The sequence below is a fragment of the Bradymonas sediminis genome, from assembly GCF_003258315.1.
GTDB lineage: Bacteria > Myxococcota_A > Bradymonadia > Bradymonadales > Bradymonadaceae > Bradymonas > Bradymonas sediminis.
This window is the reverse complement of record NZ_CP030032.1, coordinates 2,613,000-2,630,359: the sequence shown is the minus strand read 5'-3', so window position 1 is coordinate 2,630,359 and position 17,360 is coordinate 2,613,000. Positions and strand designations below refer to the sequence as shown.

Sequence of the window (17,360 nt, the reverse complement as noted above, 5' to 3'; positions counted from 1 at the left end):
TGCAAAAAGTTAGTTTTCGGCTTGTGGTTCGCGCTGAGTTGGTCGTATGCTGATCGGCCATTTTGGATTTCCTAAGGAGTCTTGTGCGCAGTCGAATTGTTCCGTTGCTTCTAGTGTTATTTATGCTGTCCTCCTGCGGTGGCGACGAGCCGGCTGACCTCACCGCGACCATCACCGCCGAGGAGGCCGGTGAGCATTGTGCCAATGGTGGCCAATTTATTGAAATTGCGCGGAATGCTTCCATCGCGACGGCCTATATATGTGACGGGGCGGACGGGGCGTCGCCTGTAGTCGTTGCTCTCGAGGAGCCGGCAGGTGAGCATTGCGAGTACGGCGGAGTGGCGCTTCAGGTAGGTGCAGATGCGCCGGTCTATCTCTGCGAGGGGGCGGACGGGGCGGCGGGTCAGGCGGTAGCGCTCGGCGCGGTCGCGGCCGGTGACGAGTGTACTTATGGTGGAACCTCAATACGCGTCGGCGAGGGGTCGAAAACCTATGTGTGCAATGGCACGCCGGGGTCGAACGGCGACAGCGTGGTGGTTGCGGCAGTGCCTGCAGGCGCGGCGTGCGCGGGCGGCGGCGTCTCGTTGCAGGTCGGCGAGGGCGCGCCGACCTATGTGTGTAACGGCGCGCCGGGCGCGGATGGCCAAGACGGTGCGGATGGCCAAGACGGCGCGGATGGCCAGAGTGTCACTGCGACTCCCGAGGCGGCGGGCGCCAACTGCACCTATGGTGGTGTGAAATTGCAGGTCGGTGGGGGAACGCCCACGTTCGTATGCAATGGAACGCCTGGCCAGGATGGTCAGAGCGTCACAATAAGCGCTGAACCGAGCGGGGCCAATTGCGGCGGCGGTGGCGTTAAGCTGCAGGTCGGTGCTGATTCGCCTAGCTATGTCTGCAACGGTGCAGATGGTGCTCAAGGTCCCGCGGGCCCTGCAGGTCAGGACGGTGCGGATGGCCAGAACGGTGCGGATGGTCAGGACGGTGCGGACGGTGCGGATGGTCAGGACGGCGCGGATGGTCAGGATGGTCAGGATGCCGATGCGTTGACATGGAGCCAACTCTCGTCCGACACGACCGCCCAGCCGAATAGCGGCTTTATCGCCAGCGGCACCAGTGATTGGACGATCGACTTGCCGGACAGCAGCGTGCTTAACTACGGCGACACCATCCGTGTCATCAATAACGGCACGGGTCGTGTCAGCGTCGCGCCGGGCACCGGCCAGAGCTTTGAGTTCGCATCGAACTCGCTCGAGCGCGCGATGACCTATTGGACGCCGCGTGACTCGAGCCGACAGTGGACCTCCGTGGCCTCGTCAGCGGATGGGACCAAACTTGTTGCCGCCGAATTTGGCGGAAAGATCTACACCTCAAGCGACTCCGGGGCGACTTGGATCCCACGCGAATCGAGCCGTAACTGGGAGGCTGTGGCTTCGTCGAAAAACGGTCAGAAGTTGGCTGCGGCGTCGGACGGCGGGTATATCTACACCTCGTACGACGCAGGGGTGAATTGGACATGGCGCGCCACGCAGCGCAGTTGGAATTCGCTGGCCTCCTCGGCCGACGGTACCCGGCTGGTGGCAACGGTGTGGAATGGGAAAATCTACACCTCGAACAATTCGGGCGGGAGTTGGACCGAACGCATGAGCGACACAGACCGCCAGTGGCGGCAGGTTGCTTCGTCGGGGAGCGGCAAAAAACTGGCGGCCGTCGAACAAAACGGGTCTATCTATATTTCGGTCGACTCGGGCGAGACCTGGAACCCATATGGACCGACCCGCTCCTGGCAAGCAGTGGCGATGTCTGCGGACGGCACCAGATTTCTCGCTTCGGATACTTCGAGGCTCTACACTTCAACCGACTCGGGCGAGTACTGGGTCGAGGGAGCGGAATATGGTCTTTGGCGGGCCGTAGCCTCGTCGGCCGACGGCACCAAACTGGTGGCCGTCGAAAAGAGTGGAAGACTCTTGGCCTCAAATGACGCGGGCGAAACCTGGATACTGGGCGGTCCGGTTGGCCGCTGGCGCGCCATCGCCTCGTCGGCGTCCGGCGACGATTTGGTGGTTGTTGGGGATAGCGAGCAAATTCACACCAATGGAGCCGACAGGCTGGTCGCCAACGGCGTCTCCTCGTTGGAGCTCACCTATATCGGCGACGGAGCGTTCTGGGTCGATCGTGTGAGCGGCCTGGTTGAGGGGCCCTAATCGGTTTGGCGCCGCGATTCGATCGCCGCCGCGCCTATGACAAGACCCGGGCGGTGCATTTTGCGCCGCGCGGGTCTTTTTGCCTCGCCCGACTGCGCCGGGGGCCGCGAAAGTCGGTGCAATCTTGACAATTCACGCCCCTTCCAACTAGTTCTGCCCCGAGCAATTGCCGGCGTCGCGCGTATGGGCGGCGACGGAGGCTCATTGGCGGCTTTATTCGCGTCCATAACGCGTAGAATCTGCGCTTATCGATCCCTTTAGGACTCCCAGGCTATGGCATTACAATTTTCCGAAGAGGCCGAGACCAAATTCCAGACGCTCGTGTCTCGCTACCCGAATACCCACGCAGCGCTGCTGCCTTCGCTTTTGTTGGCACAGGCCGAGTTTGGCTGGATCTCAGTCGAAGTCATGGACTATTTGGCCGAGCGTCTCGCGCTTAACCCCGCTCAAGTGCTGGCCACCGCTACTTTTTATACCATGTATAATAAGCAGCCCGTTGGTAAAGCACACCTGCAGGTATGCACCACGTTCACCTGCGCGGTTTGCGGCGGTTTCGACCTGATTAACCGCATTGAAGACCGCTTGAATATCCGCTCCGGTGAGACCACCGCGGACGGCAAATATACGCTCTCAGAAGTCGAGTGCCTGGCCGCATGCGGCGGCGCGCCGATGCTGATGGTGACCTATTCCGACGGGGAGATCGAATATTTCGAGAAACTCGACGACGCGAAGTTCGATGCGATGTTCGCCAAGCTCGAGGCGCGCGTGTCGCTGCTTCCGCAGCCCGCGGGTATGCATTAATTTTTTGCGCGAAGCTTTTCGACGCAGACACTTATGCGGCTCGTTTCTGAAGTACTCGTTGAACGATTCGCAGCTCCCAGATGTATTGTCTCAAGTAATTTGAAGGCGCGTGACGACCATGGATGAACTCTATTTCAGCCGGAACTTTTCGATCCCCAACGCCCATACGCTCAAGGTCTATGAGGCCCACGGCGGATTTCAGGCGCTTAAAAAAGCCCTGACGATGGACGGGCCGACCATCATCGATGAGGTCAAGAAGTCGAACCTTCGCGGCCGCGGTGGTGCAGGTTTCCCCACCGGGGTGAAGTGGAGCTTCATGCCCAAGGATTCGGACGTGCCGATGTATATGGTCGTCAACGCCGACGAGGGTGAGCCGGGGACGTTCAAGGACCGCTACCTGATGGAGCTCGACCCGATGCGCCTGATCGAGGGCTGCATCATCACCGCGCATACCCTGGGGATTCGCTACGGCTATATCTTCGTGCGCGGCGAGCTTCAGTTGGCGCAGCGGCGACTCCAGGCGGCCATCGACGAGTGCTACGCCAAGGGCCTGCTGGGCAAAGATATCATGGGCAAGTCGGGCTTTGACTTCGACCTCAACGTCCACTCCTCGGCCGGCGCGTATATCTGCGGTGAGGAGACGGGCATGATCGAGGGCCTCGAAGGAAAGCCGGGTAAACCCCGCCTTAAGCCGCCGTTCCCGGCAATCGTGGGCGTCTTCGGCGCGCCGACCCTGGTCAATAACGTCGAGTCGATCTCGGCCATTCCGTTTATCATCGAGAAGGGTGGTGAGTGGTTCGCGTCGATCGGCGTTGAGAAAAACGGTGGGCCCAAGCTCTACGGTTTGTCCGGCCATATTAAAAAGCCCGGCGTCTACGAGGCGCCTTCCGGCATCACGATCCGTGAATTGCTCGAGGAATACGGCGGCGGCATGCTCGACGGCAGCGAGCTTAAGGCGATCGTGCCGGGCGGGTCCTCCTGCTCTATCTTGACCGCCGACGCGCTCGACGCGCCGATGGCGATCGAGGGGATGCGCGAGTTCGGCAGCACCATGGGCACCGGTTGCATCACCTTCTTTGACCAATCCACCTGCATCGTGCGGCTGGCCGCGCGTATCGCCCACTTCTATCACCATGAGTCCTGCGGCCAGTGTACCCCGTGCCGCGAGGGCAGTGGCTGGTCGGCCAAGGTGCTCGACGCGATCGAGAACGGGCGAGGGCGCATGGAAGACCTCGAGCTGCTGCTCGACATGGTCAACAACGTCCAGGGCAATACGATTTGCGCCCTCGGCGACGCCTTCGCGGTGCCGCTTCGCAGCTATGTGCAGGTCTTCACCGACGAGTTTGAGGCACATATCAAAGACGGTTGCTGCTCGTTCCCCGCGTGGGGAAAAGCCCGCAATACCGGGATTGAAGTCGCTTAATTATAAGAGCTTATTTTTTGCGCTAAACCGCGCGCCGCGCGGCTTTGACCTGTTGGTATAAATGCGCTATCAGACGCGAGATTGAAGCCGTATCTCGTCAGTCACGATATCTTTCACGGCGCTCCATTTTTGGAGTCGTGTCTGTCAGAAGGAGAGTAGTTCATGGGTTTTTGGGAACCCCTATTTTTTTGGATATTTACAGCCGGCGTGCTTGCCACGAGCCTGGCAGTCGTCCTCTTTCGTAACCCGCTCTACAGTGCGTTGGCGCTTATCGCCGACTTCTTCTGTTTTGCCGGGCTCTACGTGTTATTGTCGGCGCATTTCATGGCCGTCATCCAGATCCTGGTTTACGGGGGCGCCATCATGGTGCTCTTCCTGTTTATCATTATGTTGCTCAATCTGAGCGACGAGGACCTGGGCCCACGGCTGTTTAGCCTGCATCAGATATTGGCTGTCGCCTCCTCGGTGGCCGTCTTTATCTTTGCGGCTTCTGCCATCGTTGCGGTGGTCGACTTCGACAAGGTCGACGCGACCCTCGCCGAGGCGAAGCAAGCCCAGGCGACGGATGCCGAAGGGGAGGGCGAGGCCAAGGCCTCGAACGTCGTGGAAGTTGAAACCGCGATTCCCGGCCTCTACGCCTTTAATACCGAGGACGCGCTTGAACTGCGCTACGCAGACAAGCTGCGCTCCTGGAATTCGGGCGAGACGACCTACGCGACCGATAAATACGCAAGATTCAATGACGATACGCCCTATGTGGTCCCGCCCGGGCTGATGGAGAAGCTGCCGTCGGCCGAGCACCCCGGAAAAGCGATGGGCCCCGATGGGCGCCCGGTCGCCATCCGCGGCGGCGGCAAGGACCGCTCCGGCACCGTCTTCGGCACCGTCGAGCCGATCAGCCTTTTGCTGGTCAACCGCTTCGTGGTCCCCTTCGAGTTGACGGCGATTCTGTTGCTCGCCGCCATCGTGGGCGCCGTGATTCTTGCTAAGAAACGACTATAAAAACGCTTTTTATATGACGAGATCCCGCCGCGTTTTGGGCGGGATTCATCTGGAGTTAATCGATGATCTGGGAACCCACACTGGCTCATTACCTGATCCTCGCCGCGGCTGTTTTTAGCCTTGGCTTGCTCGGTGTAATGATCCGGCGAAACGCCATCACGCTCTTTATGTGCATCGAGTTGATGCTTAACTCCGTGAACCTGACGTTCATTGCGTTTAGCAAATACCGCGTCGACCTGGATGGGCAGATCTTTGCATTTTTTGTCATCGCAGTTGCCGCGGCCGAAGCCGCCGTGGGGCTGGCGATTATTATCCACCTCTTTCGGCATAAGCGTAGCGTCAACGTCGATCAGGCTGCTGAGCTGCAATATTAGACGTCTATCTTTGCACGCCGCGCGCATAACCGACCGGGCCATAATCCAGGCCCGATTTGTGGAAGAAGGGCACATTAGGCCCGTATCTTTTTAGGACTCAACCACCCTGAAATGAATTCCACGGAATGAATTTCTGCTGGAGCGAGACTCGCTGACATGGAACCGCATCTTACAAATTTTAGTGTGCTTGGTTTGATCGTATTGTTCCCGTTACTCGGGGCAATCATCAACGGGCTCTTGGGCGCCAAACTTCCGTCGAAACTCCTCGATTGGATTGGGCCGTCGTCGATCTTCATGTCCTTCCTTTTCTCGATGGTCGCCGCGCTGACGCTTTTCCGTCAGGGCGCCATGGTCAACGTGAATGGTGAGGAGGTCTGGCAATACGGCCAGGCGACCTATGTCGTCTATGAGTGGATCTATTCGGGCGCGTTGTCGCTGGATATCTCATTCCTGCTCGACCCGCTCAGCGCGCTGATGATCCTGATCATCACGGGCGTGGGCTTTTTGATCCACATCTATTCGGTCGGCTATATGGCCAAAGACCCGGCCAAATGGCGCTATTTCGCCTATTTGAACCTGTTTGTCTTTGCCATGCTCCTGCTGGTGCTCGGCAAGAATATGCTGGTCACCTTCATCGGTTGGGAGGGCGTCGGCGTCAGCAGTTATCTGCTCGTTGGCTTCTGGTACACCGATGAGGCCAAGGCCATTGCGGGTCAGAAGGCGTTTATCATCAACCGTGTGGGTGACTTCGCGTTTCTGTCCGCGATCTTCCTGCTATTCTACGAAACCGGCACCTTCGATTATGGCTCGATCGAGATGATCGCGACCAACCCGGAGACCGCCATCAACCTGCTGCCGATCGCGCTTCCCGTGTCGCTGCTGCTGTTCATGGCCGCCACCGGTAAGAGTGCGCAGATTCCGCTGTATACCTGGTTGCCCGACGCCATGGCTGGCCCGACGCCGGTCTCCGCGCTGATGCATGCGGCGACCATGGTCACCGCCGGTGTCTTCCTTATCTGCCGCATGAACTTCGTGTTCTCGCTGGACCCGGTTGCCGGCATCGTGATCGCCACGGTGGGTTGCTTGACCGCCTTTGGCGCCGCGACCATCGCGCTGGTGCAGAACGACATCAAGAAAGTCCTGGCGTATTCCACCGTCAGCCAGCTCGGTTATATGTTCCTGGCGGTTGGCGTGGGCGCTTATGGCGCGGCCGTCTTCCACCTTATGACACACGCTTTCTTCAAAGCGTTGCTCTTCCTGGGCGCCGGTAGCGTGATTCACGCGATGAGCGACGAGCAGGATATGCGAAAGATGGGCGGGCTAAAGAAATATATGCCCGTCACCTCCAAGACCTTCCTCATCGCGTGTCTGGCCATCTCGGGTGTGCCGTTCTTCAGCGGCTTCTTCTCCAAGGACCTTATCCTGTGGAGCGCCCTGTCCAACGCTCATATCCTGTCGGTCCCGGATGTCGTGGCCAACGGTATCTCCATCGACCTTTTGACCACCGTGCAGGCGAGCCCCATTCTTAGTGAAGGCGCCGTCGACGTGGCGGGTTGGGTCGTCGGGTTCAACTGGTTCTTCTTCATCATGGGTCTTCTGACCGCCGCGATGACCGCCTTCTATATGTTCCGCGCGTATTTCATGACCTTCGAGGGTGAGTGCCGCGCCGACGCCGAAACCATCTCGCACCTGCATGAGTCTCCGCCTACCATGGCGATTCCGCTGTTGGTCCTGGCCATTCTGGCCGTGATTTCGGGTTATATCGGCTTCCCGCATTTCGTTCCGGGGTGGCTCGGACTCCACGACGGCACCGCTTATAATATCATGCTCGGTTTCGAGCATTGGCTCGACGAAGTCTTCGTCGTCTCCAACAACTTCCGCTATTTTGGCCGCTTCGGCGCGCATCCGTACACCGCCGAGGCCATCTCCGCGGCGGTCAGCATCATCATCGCTGGCGGCGGAATCGGCACCGCCTGGTTTATGTATCTCAAACGCCCCGAGCTGCCCGGAGAGATCTCCGAGCGCGTGCGCGGACTGCACAAAGTGCTTAAGAACAAGTACTGGGTCGACGAGGCCTACGACGCGGTCTTCGTGCAGGGTTCGGTTAAATTCGGTCGCGCGCTTGGCTGGTTCGACCACAATATCATCGACGGATTGATCGCCAACGGCTTGGCGTGGCTCGCCGCGGCATTCGGCGGCATCCTGAGCAATCTGGAGAGCGGCAACGTGCAACGCTACGCGATCTATATCGCGCTGGGACTGGTTTTGATTGTCCTGGCGGTGATGTACCCCGCGTGCATTTAAGTCGTTCGAATCGAGTGAGGACTGCCGCGTGCGTCTCAGCGCGCACCGGCGGTCGAATGAATCAAGTTTTGCAGGCTGACTAATCGAGGATGTCAATAGATGCTTGAAGCGATACATATGTTGAACATAATTTCCTCCACGCTAACCCTCGGGACGGCGTTGACCGACGGGAGTTTTCCGTGGTTGACCGTGGTGACCTTTGCACCGTTGCTCGGGGTCTTGGCATTGATGCTGATTCCCAAAGAGCAGGTCGGGGCGCTGCGCAATACCGCGTTGATTTTCTCTCTGGGCGTCTTTTTCGTGAGCCTCGGAATTCTTCTGAATTTCGACCCGAACCCGACCCAGTCGGCGGGCGCGTTCACCTTCCAACTCATCGAGGGGCCGGTGGACTGGATCCCGAGTCTCGGGATCTCCTACGCGACCGGGATCGACGGAATCAGCCTGTGGCTGATCATCCTGACCACCTTCCTGATGCCGATTACCATCTTCTCGACCTACGCGGCGGTCGATAAGCACGTCAAAGAATATATGATCGCGCTGCTCTTCATCGAGACCGCGATGCTCGGCACCTTCATGGCGACCGACGTCTTCCTCTTCTATATCTTCTGGGAGATGATGCTCATCCCGATGTATCTCATCATCGGTGTGTGGGGCGGCGAGAAGCGCATCAAGGCCGCGGTCCAATTCTTCATCTTCACGATGGCCGGCAGCTTGTTGATGCTCATCGCCATCCTCTATGTCTACCTGAAGACCGGCGACGCCAGCGGCCAGCACAGCTTTATGCTGGCGGATATGCTCGCGGTCGACCTGACCTACAAAGAGCAGCTCTTCCTCTTCGCCGCCTTCGCGTTGGCGTTTGCCATCAAGGTGCCGCTGTTCCCGTTCCATACCTGGTTGCCGCTTGCTCATGTGCATGCGCCCACCGCTGGCTCGGTCATCCTGGCCGGCGTGATGCTGAAGATGGGGACCTACGGGTTGCTTCGCTTCGCGTTCCCGCTCTTCCCCGAAGCCGTCAAAGCCTTCGCGCCCTATATCGCGGTCCTGTCGGTCATCGGCATCGTTTACGCCGCGCTCATCGCGATGGTTCAGTCGGATATGAAGAAGGTCGTCGCCTATAGTTCGGTGGCTCACCTTGGCTTCTGTGTGCTTGGCCTGGTCGCGATGAACCCGCTGGGAATTAGCGGCGCTATCTACATTATGATCGCCCACGGTGTCGCCACCGGTGGACTCTTCCTCTGCGTCGGCATCCTTAAGGAGCGCCGCCATACCATGGAGATCAGCGAGTTTGGCGGCATCGCCAAACAAATGCCGATGTTCGCCGGGGTCTTCGGCCTCATTATGCTGGCCTCGGTCGGTCTGCCCGGCCTCAACGGCTTCGTCGGTGAGTTCATGGCCATGCTCGGCGCGTCGCAGAGTCACTTCCTCTGGTTCAGCGAGCCCGTCGTCTTCATGGCGCCCGACGCCGCAGAAGGCGCGCGCCAGGCTTTTGAGCTGGGCAAGACCCCGGTCTTCCCGCTGGAGAACTCGCTGCAGGCCGGCCCCGAGATGACCGCCTATATCTTCGCCGTCGTCGCAGCCTTCGGCGTTATCCTCGCCGCTTGCTACTTGCTGTGGATGTTCCGCCGCGTGATGTTCGGCCCGCTGACCAACGCCAAGAATAAAGTCCTGCATGACCTCAACGCGCGTGAGATCACCTACCTGGTGCCGATCGTCGTGATGGCCATCGTCATGGGCGTTTTCCCGAAATTCTTTTTGAGCCGCATGGACAGCTCGGTGCACCAATTCCTCCAGTATATGGATGCGAATGTGAGCGCCACCGGGTCCGTGACTGTGACGCCCACCCAGGGCGAGAATTGGCTTCCGAAGGGAAAGATTATCGACGGTGATTCCTCCGATAATCCCTGAACTATTCACGGCGATGCTTCTTTTGCGAGTTGCCTAAGAGTTGTCCGACCCGCTCCGGCCGGTCGAACTGGTAAATAAAAAGAGTCACTCATGTTTAATGCACTTTTGATGGTCCAATTTAACACCCTGGCGATGCTGACGCCGCCGATGATGAGCGAGTATCTTGCGGTGGTGCCTGCCGCGATCGCCGCCGTCACGGCGCTGCTGGTCATCCTGATCGATGGTTTCCATCGCGGGGACCAGGGGCGCGGGTATCTCGCGAATTTCTCGGCTGTCGGGCTGGGCGTGTTGGTATTGAGCTGCTGGATGCTCTGGGATAAGAGCCTGGAGTTGCCGGCGTTCCACGGGATGCTCTACCTGGATAAGTTCACGCTCCTGTTCGCGGTGCTTGCCGGCGCGGCCGGTATCCTGACCATGATGATGAGCCCGCGCTACCTGCGCAGCCATCTGATGGACCGGGCCGAGTTCTATGTCCTGGTGCTCTTTAGCATCTCGGGCGTGATTATTCTGGCCGGCGCGGCTGACCTGTTGACCTTCTTCCTCGGCTTCGAGGTGATGTCGATTCCGGTCTACGTGGTCGCAGGCTTCTTGCGCAAAGACTCGCGCAGCGCCGAAGCCGGAATGAAGTACTTCTTCCTGGGCGCGTTCTCCGCGGGCATGATGCTCTACGGTATCGCCCTTATTTACGGCATCACCGGCACCACCAACCTCGAGTATATTGGCCTGCAGCTCACCGAACTGATGGCGAACCCCGAGTCGGCGAAAGCCTCGCTTGGCATGGTCGCATTCGGTGTCCTGCTTATCCTGTCGGGTCTTGCGTTCAAGGCATCGTCGGTGCCGTTCCACTTCTGGACCCCGGACGTCTACACCGGCGCGCCAAGCACCGGCACCGGCTTCATGGCCACCGCGGTCAAAGCGGGCGCCTTCGCCGCCATCATGCGCGTCTTCCTTATCGCCTTCTCGATTCCGGAACTGCAGGGCGGTTTCTTCGGCTACGGCTGGGTCGACGCGTTCCTGTTCATCGCCGCTGCCTCGATGCTCCTGGGTAACCTGGTCGCCATCAAACAAGACAACGTCAAGCGCATGCTCGCCTACTCGAGTATCGCGCACGCCGGTTATATCCTGCTCGGCTTCACGGCCGCTGCCAGCCGCCCCGAGTTCTTCGTGCTCAACGACGCGGTGATCTTTTATCTGTTCACCTACACCTTCGCGACCCTCGGCGCCTTCGGCGTCCTGGCCTGGTTCGGCCGTCGTGGCGAAACCGCTGAGACCTACGACCAGCTCGCCGGACTCGGGTTTAAATACCCGGTCATCGGTCTGTGCATGGGTATCTTCATGTTCTCCAGCGCGGGCATTCCGCCGCTGGCTGGCTTCGTCGGTAAACTCTATATCTTCCAGGCGGCGGTCGAAGTTGGCTCCGCCACCGGTGAGTTCGCGTTCATCGGCCTGTCGATCTTCGCGGTCCTTACCAGCCTCGCCGGCGTCTACTACTACCTGCGCGTTATCGTCAGCATGTATATGAAGCCGGTGACCCGCGACATTCGCCCCGCGGCGAGCAAAGGCGCGCGTTACGCCATCGTCGTCTGCGCGATTCTTACGCTCTACATCGGCATCGTCCCGGGCCGCGTGATGGGCTGGGCGACCGAGGCCATGGTCGACTTCCGAGGTGCGCCGGCTGCGGTGCAGGAAGTCATCGAGGCCGGTCGTGCTGACCTCGAGCGACTGGAGCAACGCAAAATCGCCAACGAGGCGAAATAAGAGGACGCTCACAAGCATCTGAATCAAAAGGCCCACAACTTAAGTTGTGGGCCTTTTGATTTTCTTGTGGCGTGGCGTTTCGTTCATTCCGCCCAGGGCCGCAGGAGGGCGAAGATTGGCGGTGGCAGGCGAGGGCAGGGGGGAAGGCTCGATGGCAAGCAAAAGGCCCGCGACGTGGGTCGCGGGCCTCTATACTGGCTTATCCTGGGCGGTTATCTACGCTCGGATAACCGGCGCCCGATGTTGACCTAATTCGCCGGCACTCGGAACTGAAGGCCGACCTCGCCGCCGAGAATGATTAAATCGCCGTGATTCAGGGTGCGGCGCGAGCCTAATTCGAGCATCTCATCGTTGAGCTGTGTTCCCATATCGGAGAGCACGCAGAGGGTATAGTTTTTGTTCTGGCGGAAGATATAGCCATGGCGAAGCGCGAAGTTCGCCGCGCTTGCGTATTGGCTCAGGTCAATGACCGGTCCTTCTTCCAGGTCGTCGGGGTCCTGGGCTGGGACAGCCGCGACAACGGGTTCGGCGGGCTCATCCACACCTTCGGACTCGGCCGCGCCAAACGTGTCTTCTTCGTCCTCGATGCGGCCCGCAAGCAGTTCCATCGAGTCGCTCGGCTCGCTGATTTCGTGCAGGTCAAAGACCGGCTCGTCCTCAATATCTCCGTCGAAGGGGAACTCGTTTGAGCTCGGCTCGAGCTCATACGCCTCGACGTCGTCGGAGGCGACGGCGCGACCGAGGACAGTGCAGGCCGAGTCAATCGCCAGCTCACCGCGCTCATTGCCATCGATAAAAACCCGAAGGCTCGCCGGGTCGCTATATTCGCCTGGCGTAGGCAGCGGGAGAATCGGTTCGCGCTCGACGCGCGGTGGGTTCAAAATCGCGGCGAGCTCCGCGGGTGTTTCTTCTTCGGCGGCGACCGATACGTCGTCGCCCGCGGTGGCCTCGCTCTGTTCGGTCAGTTCATAGCCGACTTCATCCGAAGGTGCTTCTTCTTCGCCGAAGATTTCAGCGTCGCTGGCGGCGTCGAGGGGCATCCCGCCGTCGGCGGCGAGCAAATCGTCTTGCGGGGCATCGAAATCTCCGGCGTCGGTCGCTTCGACCTCAAGCTCGTAGAGGTCGTTGTCGTCTTCGGCGGAGTCGACCTCAAGCTCGTAGAGGTCGTTGTCGTCGCCAACGGCCTCGACCTCAAGTTCGTAGAGGGCATCGTCGTCGTTCGCGTCAAACTGGTGAGCGGCCCGGTCGTCGCTTGCGTCGGTCTGTTCGATTGCGAATCCGTAGCCCGCCGAGAATTCGTCCTGTTCGTCGGCGACCATCTCCGCCTCGAGCTCGAATTCTTCGGTGCCAACTTCGGGAGCTTCGGCGAACTCATATCCGCCGGTGGTGTCGAGCTCCGCGCCACAGGCCACGCACTCTTGAGCGAATGCGTCGTTGGTGGTGTTGCAGGCGGTACAAAAAATTTCTTCGGCCATCGAGGTCTCCGTCTTAATGTGAGGACGAGTCGAGTGAGAATTCGCTTTATATTCTCTTTAAGCGCGTTGTTGAAAAGAAGGTTCCGCGGGTATCTTATGCTGCTCTGAGCCCCAGCGCAAATGGTCTCGCGTGATTTCGGGCAGGGGCTTAGCTTTTGCCGAAGAGCACATCCTGCATGCTATACCAGCCGGCGGGTTGGGTGCTTATCCACTTGGCGGCGCGCAGTGCGCCGCGGGCGAAGATGCCGCGGTCGGTGGCGCGGTGGGTGAGCTCGAGGCGCTCGCCGTCGGCGCATAAAAAGACGGTATGCTCGCCGACGATATCGCCGCCGCGAATTGTCTGGAATCCAATCTCTGCGGGCGCGCGTGGGCCAACCTGACCGTGGCGCGCGTAGCACGCGTGGTCTTCGAGTGTTTGCCCTCGTCCCCGCGCGGCGGCCTCGCCCAAAAAGCGCGCGGTGCCGCTGGGGGCGTCGACCTTGTGGCGGTGATGGGCCTCCATGATCTCGATGTCGAAGTCTTCGCCCACGGCGCGGCTGGCCAGCTCGACCAGGCGCTCCAGGGAGTTGACGCCGACCGAGAAATTCGAGGCCCATAGCATCGCGATGTCACTCGAATAGCCGTGAAGCTCGTCGACCTGTTCGGCGGTTAGGCCGGTCGTGCCCGAGACAAAGGGCGTGCCGGTTTTGGCGGCGATCGCCGCGGCGCGCAGGCAACTCTCCGGGGTCGAGAAGTCGATGACCACGGTCGCGTTGTCGATGGCGGTTTCAAAATCTGAGCTCGCGTGCACGGCGTCGGGCCCCAGGCTGGTGCCTACAACATCGCTGCCCGGGCGCACCAGCGCGTCGGTGATGCTGATATCCCCGAGCGGCGAGGCGTTCTCTAGCAACTCCACGCCCATGCGCCCGGCGGCGCCTACAATCGCGACAAAGATTTTGTTTTCCATCGTTTATCCTTCGAATTTATAATTCTTAAGGGCTTCGCCAAAGGCTGCGCGCTGGGCGTCGGATGCCTCGTAGAGCGGTCCCCGGATTTCGGGCGCGCACCAGTCGAGCATCGAGGCGATGGTCTTGGTGGGCATCGGATTCGGCGCGGAGAACAGCGTACGGGCGAGCGGCTGGATCTTATGGTGAAGTGCGCGCGCGCGTTTGTAATCGCCGTTAAGCGCGGCATCACACATCTGGCTCATCGCGGCCGGGTCGAGGTTGGAGACCACCGAGATGCAGCCGGTTCCGCCACACGCCATCAACGGGAAGGTCGTGAAGTCGTCGCCCGAGAGCACGTCGATGTAGCCGTTCGCCTCGGCGATGACTTCGGTGCCGAATTTGATATCGCCGGTGGCCTCTTTAATCGCCACGATATTGTCGTGGGGGGCGAGGCGTGCGACCGTTTCGGGCGTCAGCGACACGACGGTGCGCCCGGGCACATTATAGAGCACGACCGGCAAACCGCCGTCGTCGGCGACCTGGGTAAAGTGGCGGAAGAGTCCTTCCTGGTCGGGCTTATTATAATAGGGGACGACCACCAGCGCGGCGTCGACGCCTTCGATGTGGGAGACCTTCTGGGTGTATTCCACCGTCTTTTTTGTATTGTTCGAGCCGGTGCCCGCGATGATCGGAACGCGGCCGTCCGCAGCCTCAACGACGGTGCGAATGACCAGCAATTGCTCGGCTTCGCTCATGGTTGTGGATTCGCCGGTGGTCCCGCAGGGGACCAGTCCGTGGATGCCGCCGGCGATCTGGCGCTCGACCAGCGCCCGGAGCGCTTTTACGTCGACCTCACCGTTGCGAAATGGAGTGATAAGTGCCGTATAGGCTCCGCGGACTTGCATGATAAATCTCCTGAAAATACGTCGTAGAAAAGGGCGTCAAGGCCGTGCAAAGAATTAGGGCAGGGCGGCCTCAAACGCAAGCCACACCCGCGTCGCAGGTGTCTTGTGGGGGATTAATTTATCCATCGACCAGCCACTCCTCGAAGGGCTTGGGCTGTCCGTCTTTGAGGTAGCGAAGCTCCTCGATAAATTGCGATTCCCGCAGCACCGTGCGCCGGCCGCTTTTACCCTGTTGGATCATCGGCTGGCAGAGATAAAGCTCCTCGCGGGCGCGCGTCGCCATCACATAGAAGAGTCGCCGCTCCTCTTCTATTTCCTCCTGGGTCTCGGCGCGTGAGCCGGGGAATTGCCCCTCGGAGAGCCAGAGCCCAAAGACCGTCGTCCACTCCAATCCCTTCGATTGGTGAATTGAGGAGAGCGTGACGTACTCATCGGGCTTATCACCCCCGACCAGAATCTCCTGTCCCGAGAGGCCCGAGAGCAGCGATATTTCGCCCAGAAAATGGTCGATATCATTGAAGCTATCCGAATAGACGCTGAGCTGTTCGAGGTCGGCGAGTCGGTTGTCGGGCTTGTCATAAGTTCGCTGTAGGTGGTCGCGAAATTTGCTGCCAAGTATCGAGTCGATGAGTTGGGACGGCGACGAGGTCAGGCGTTTATCCCGAAGACTTCCGAGCAGCTTGGACGCGTCGCTCCAGGACGCGCTCGCCCGTTTGGGCAGCGCGCCGAGCAGTTTAGGGTCGGTAATAGCGCTCATCGGATCGGGCTGGCTCTGCACATACATCCAGATATCCTGAGAGCGCTTGCTCCCGATGCCGCGCCACTGGCCGGCCATGCGCATAAAGCTGATTTCGTCGCGCGGGTTAAAGAGAAATTTAAGATAACTCAGCACGTCTTTGATATGGGCCTGCTCGAAGAATCGAATCCCCGAGCGCACCACATAGGGGATCTTCGCCCGGGTCATCTCCACCTGTAATTCCAGGGCGTGATGATGCGAGCGATACAGCACCGCCATCTGGTCGAGCGACTGGCCCTCGTCGGCTAATTCGAGGATGCGCTGGCACACAAATTCGGCCTGCTGTGACACCCCGCGCAACTTGATCAGGGCAGGGCGCTCGCCGGCGTCGCGCGCGCTCACCAGGGTCTTCTGGAATTGATTCTCGTTGAAGTGGATGGAGGCGTTGGCGAGGTCGAGAATCTCGGGCGTCGAGCGATAATTTGTCTCAAGTTTATAGACCCGGCAGCGCTCATAACGCTGCGGAAACTCGAGGATATTTCGGTAATCCGCCCCGCGAAACGCGTAAATACTCTGGCAATCGTCACCCACGACCATCAGGTTCTCGTGGATCGACGCCATCAGGTCGATAATCTCGCCCTGCAAGTGGTTGGTGTCCTGGTATTCGTCGACCAGAATATGCTCGAATTTCGCGGCATATTCGCGCAGCACCTCCGGGTGGGTCTGCATCAGGATTTTCCAATTGATCAGAAGATCATCGAAATCCATCAGCGACATCTCGAGCTTGCGGGTCTGATAGAGGCGAAACACCCGGCGAATCGACTCAGCCAGCTCCTCGAAATGGGGGTATTGGTCGGCGAGTATCTCTTCGACGGTGCGCTGGGTGTTGGCACAATAGCTATAGATGCGGGTGAGCACGCCGCCGCGGGGGAAATGCTTCTCGAGGTGGCCGACCTTGGCGTCCGCCACGCACGCGCGCATCAGGGTCGCGGCGTCCTGGGAGTCCAAAATCCCGTACTCCTCTCCATACCCAAGGCGGGTCGCCTCGCGGCGAAGGATGCGGTTGCCGACGCTATGAAAGGTCCCGCCCCATAGCGAGGTGGCGTTGATATTGAGCAGGTCGCTGACCCGCTCGATCATCGCGCGCGCCGATTTATTGGTGAAGGTCAGCAGCAGGATATTCTCCGGCGCGACCCCGCGATCCACCAGATGGGCCACGCGATACGTCAGCGTATGCGTCTTGCCGGACCCCGCCCCGGCGATGACCAGCATCGGCCCGGCCCCCGCGGTCACGACCGCACGCTGCTGCTCATTGAGAAGCGTGTCGTAGTCAATATTGCCCGCGCCGGAGCGCGACTTCTTTTTAATTGTATATCGCTTCATGGGGTCTATTGATTCAAGTCGGTATCTGAGCGTTCGTTCAGCAGGTCAGGCGCAAGTGTAGACGCGGGCGTTCTTTTAGCAAGTGACATTTATTGGGGGGATTTCGGTGGATGTTTTGGGGTTGGTTGTGAGGGGATTGGGGTCTTCGAAAAACAGAGGACTGCGAT

The 17,360-nt window shown here is 59.7% G+C and carries 12 protein-coding genes; 8 read left to right on the top strand and 4 right to left on the bottom strand.

Translation table 11 applies throughout. The annotated features are described in order from the left end of the window. Positions 1 to 122: 122 nt before the first annotated feature. The 8 genes from DN745_RS09965 to DN745_RS09930 all read left to right on the top strand — a co-directional run bounded on the left by DN745_RS09965 (position 123) and on the right by DN745_RS09930 (position 11,768). Complete coding sequence (locus tag DN745_RS09965; protein ID WP_111334474.1) at positions 123 to 2,201, top strand: hypothetical protein; 2,079 nt, start codon at positions 123 to 125, stop codon at positions 2,199 to 2,201. Between the two features lie 273 nt (positions 2,202 to 2,474). Continuing rightward, positions 2,475 to 3,002, top strand: a complete 528-nt coding sequence (locus DN745_RS09960) for an NADH-quinone oxidoreductase subunit NuoE family protein (RefSeq protein WP_111334472.1) — start codon at positions 2,475 to 2,477, stop codon at positions 3,000 to 3,002. A 118-nt stretch (positions 3,003 to 3,120) separates the two neighbouring features. After that, entirely contained in the window at positions 3,121 to 4,425 is a 1,305-nt protein-coding gene (nuoF, locus tag DN745_RS09955) for an NADH-quinone oxidoreductase subunit NuoF (protein WP_111334470.1), read from the top strand. Positions 4,426 to 4,587: 162 nt separating this feature from the next. Then, a complete protein-coding gene (locus DN745_RS09950; protein WP_111334468.1) occupies positions 4,588 to 5,427 on the top strand; it encodes an NADH-quinone oxidoreductase subunit J family protein in 840 nt (279 codons plus the stop codon). A 62-nt stretch (positions 5,428 to 5,489) separates the two neighbouring features. Continuing rightward, positions 5,490 to 5,801 carry an NADH-quinone oxidoreductase subunit NuoK gene (nuoK, locus tag DN745_RS09945; protein ID WP_111334466.1) on the top strand — a complete coding sequence of 104 codons (312 nt, stop codon included), beginning with the start codon at positions 5,490 to 5,492 and terminating at the stop codon, positions 5,799 to 5,801. Between the two features lie 156 nt (positions 5,802 to 5,957). After that, positions 5,958 to 8,105 (top strand): NADH-quinone oxidoreductase subunit L, encoded by a 2,148-nt coding sequence (gene nuoL / locus DN745_RS09940; protein WP_111334464.1) that lies wholly within the window; start codon positions 5,958 to 5,960, stop codon positions 8,103 to 8,105. 117 nt (positions 8,106 to 8,222) lie between these two features. Beyond that, positions 8,223 to 10,010, top strand: a complete 1,788-nt coding sequence (locus tag DN745_RS09935) for a complex I subunit 4 family protein (RefSeq protein WP_162687583.1) — start codon at positions 8,223 to 8,225, stop codon at positions 10,008 to 10,010. Between the two features lie 90 nt (positions 10,011 to 10,100). Further along, complete coding sequence (locus DN745_RS09930; RefSeq protein WP_111334460.1) at positions 10,101 to 11,768, top strand: NADH-quinone oxidoreductase subunit N; 1,668 nt, start codon at positions 10,101 to 10,103, stop codon at positions 11,766 to 11,768. Positions 11,769 to 12,016: 248 nt separating this feature from the next. Here DN745_RS09930 and DN745_RS09925 read toward each other — a convergent pair whose 3' ends face one another. The 4 genes from DN745_RS09925 to DN745_RS09910 form a co-directional block, all read right to left on the bottom strand. Next, positions 12,017 to 13,243, bottom strand: coding sequence for a zinc finger Ran-binding domain-containing protein (locus DN745_RS09925; RefSeq protein ID WP_111334458.1), 1,227 nt, complete (start codon positions 13,241 to 13,243; stop codon positions 12,017 to 12,019). A 148-nt stretch (positions 13,244 to 13,391) separates the two neighbouring features. After that, positions 13,392 to 14,189 (bottom strand): 4-hydroxy-tetrahydrodipicolinate reductase, encoded by a 798-nt coding sequence (gene dapB, locus DN745_RS09920; protein WP_111334456.1) that lies wholly within the window; start codon positions 14,187 to 14,189, stop codon positions 13,392 to 13,394. A gap of 3 nt (positions 14,190 to 14,192) precedes the next feature. Beyond that, on the bottom strand, positions 14,193 to 15,074 hold the full coding sequence (gene dapA / locus DN745_RS09915; protein WP_111334454.1) for a 4-hydroxy-tetrahydrodipicolinate synthase: 882 nt from the start codon (positions 15,072 to 15,074) through the stop codon (positions 14,193 to 14,195). Between the two features lie 118 nt (positions 15,075 to 15,192). Next, positions 15,193 to 17,193, bottom strand: coding sequence for an ATP-dependent helicase (locus DN745_RS09910; RefSeq protein WP_111334452.1), 2,001 nt, complete (start codon positions 17,191 to 17,193; stop codon positions 15,193 to 15,195). Between the last annotated feature and the right edge of the window lie 167 nt (positions 17,194 to 17,360).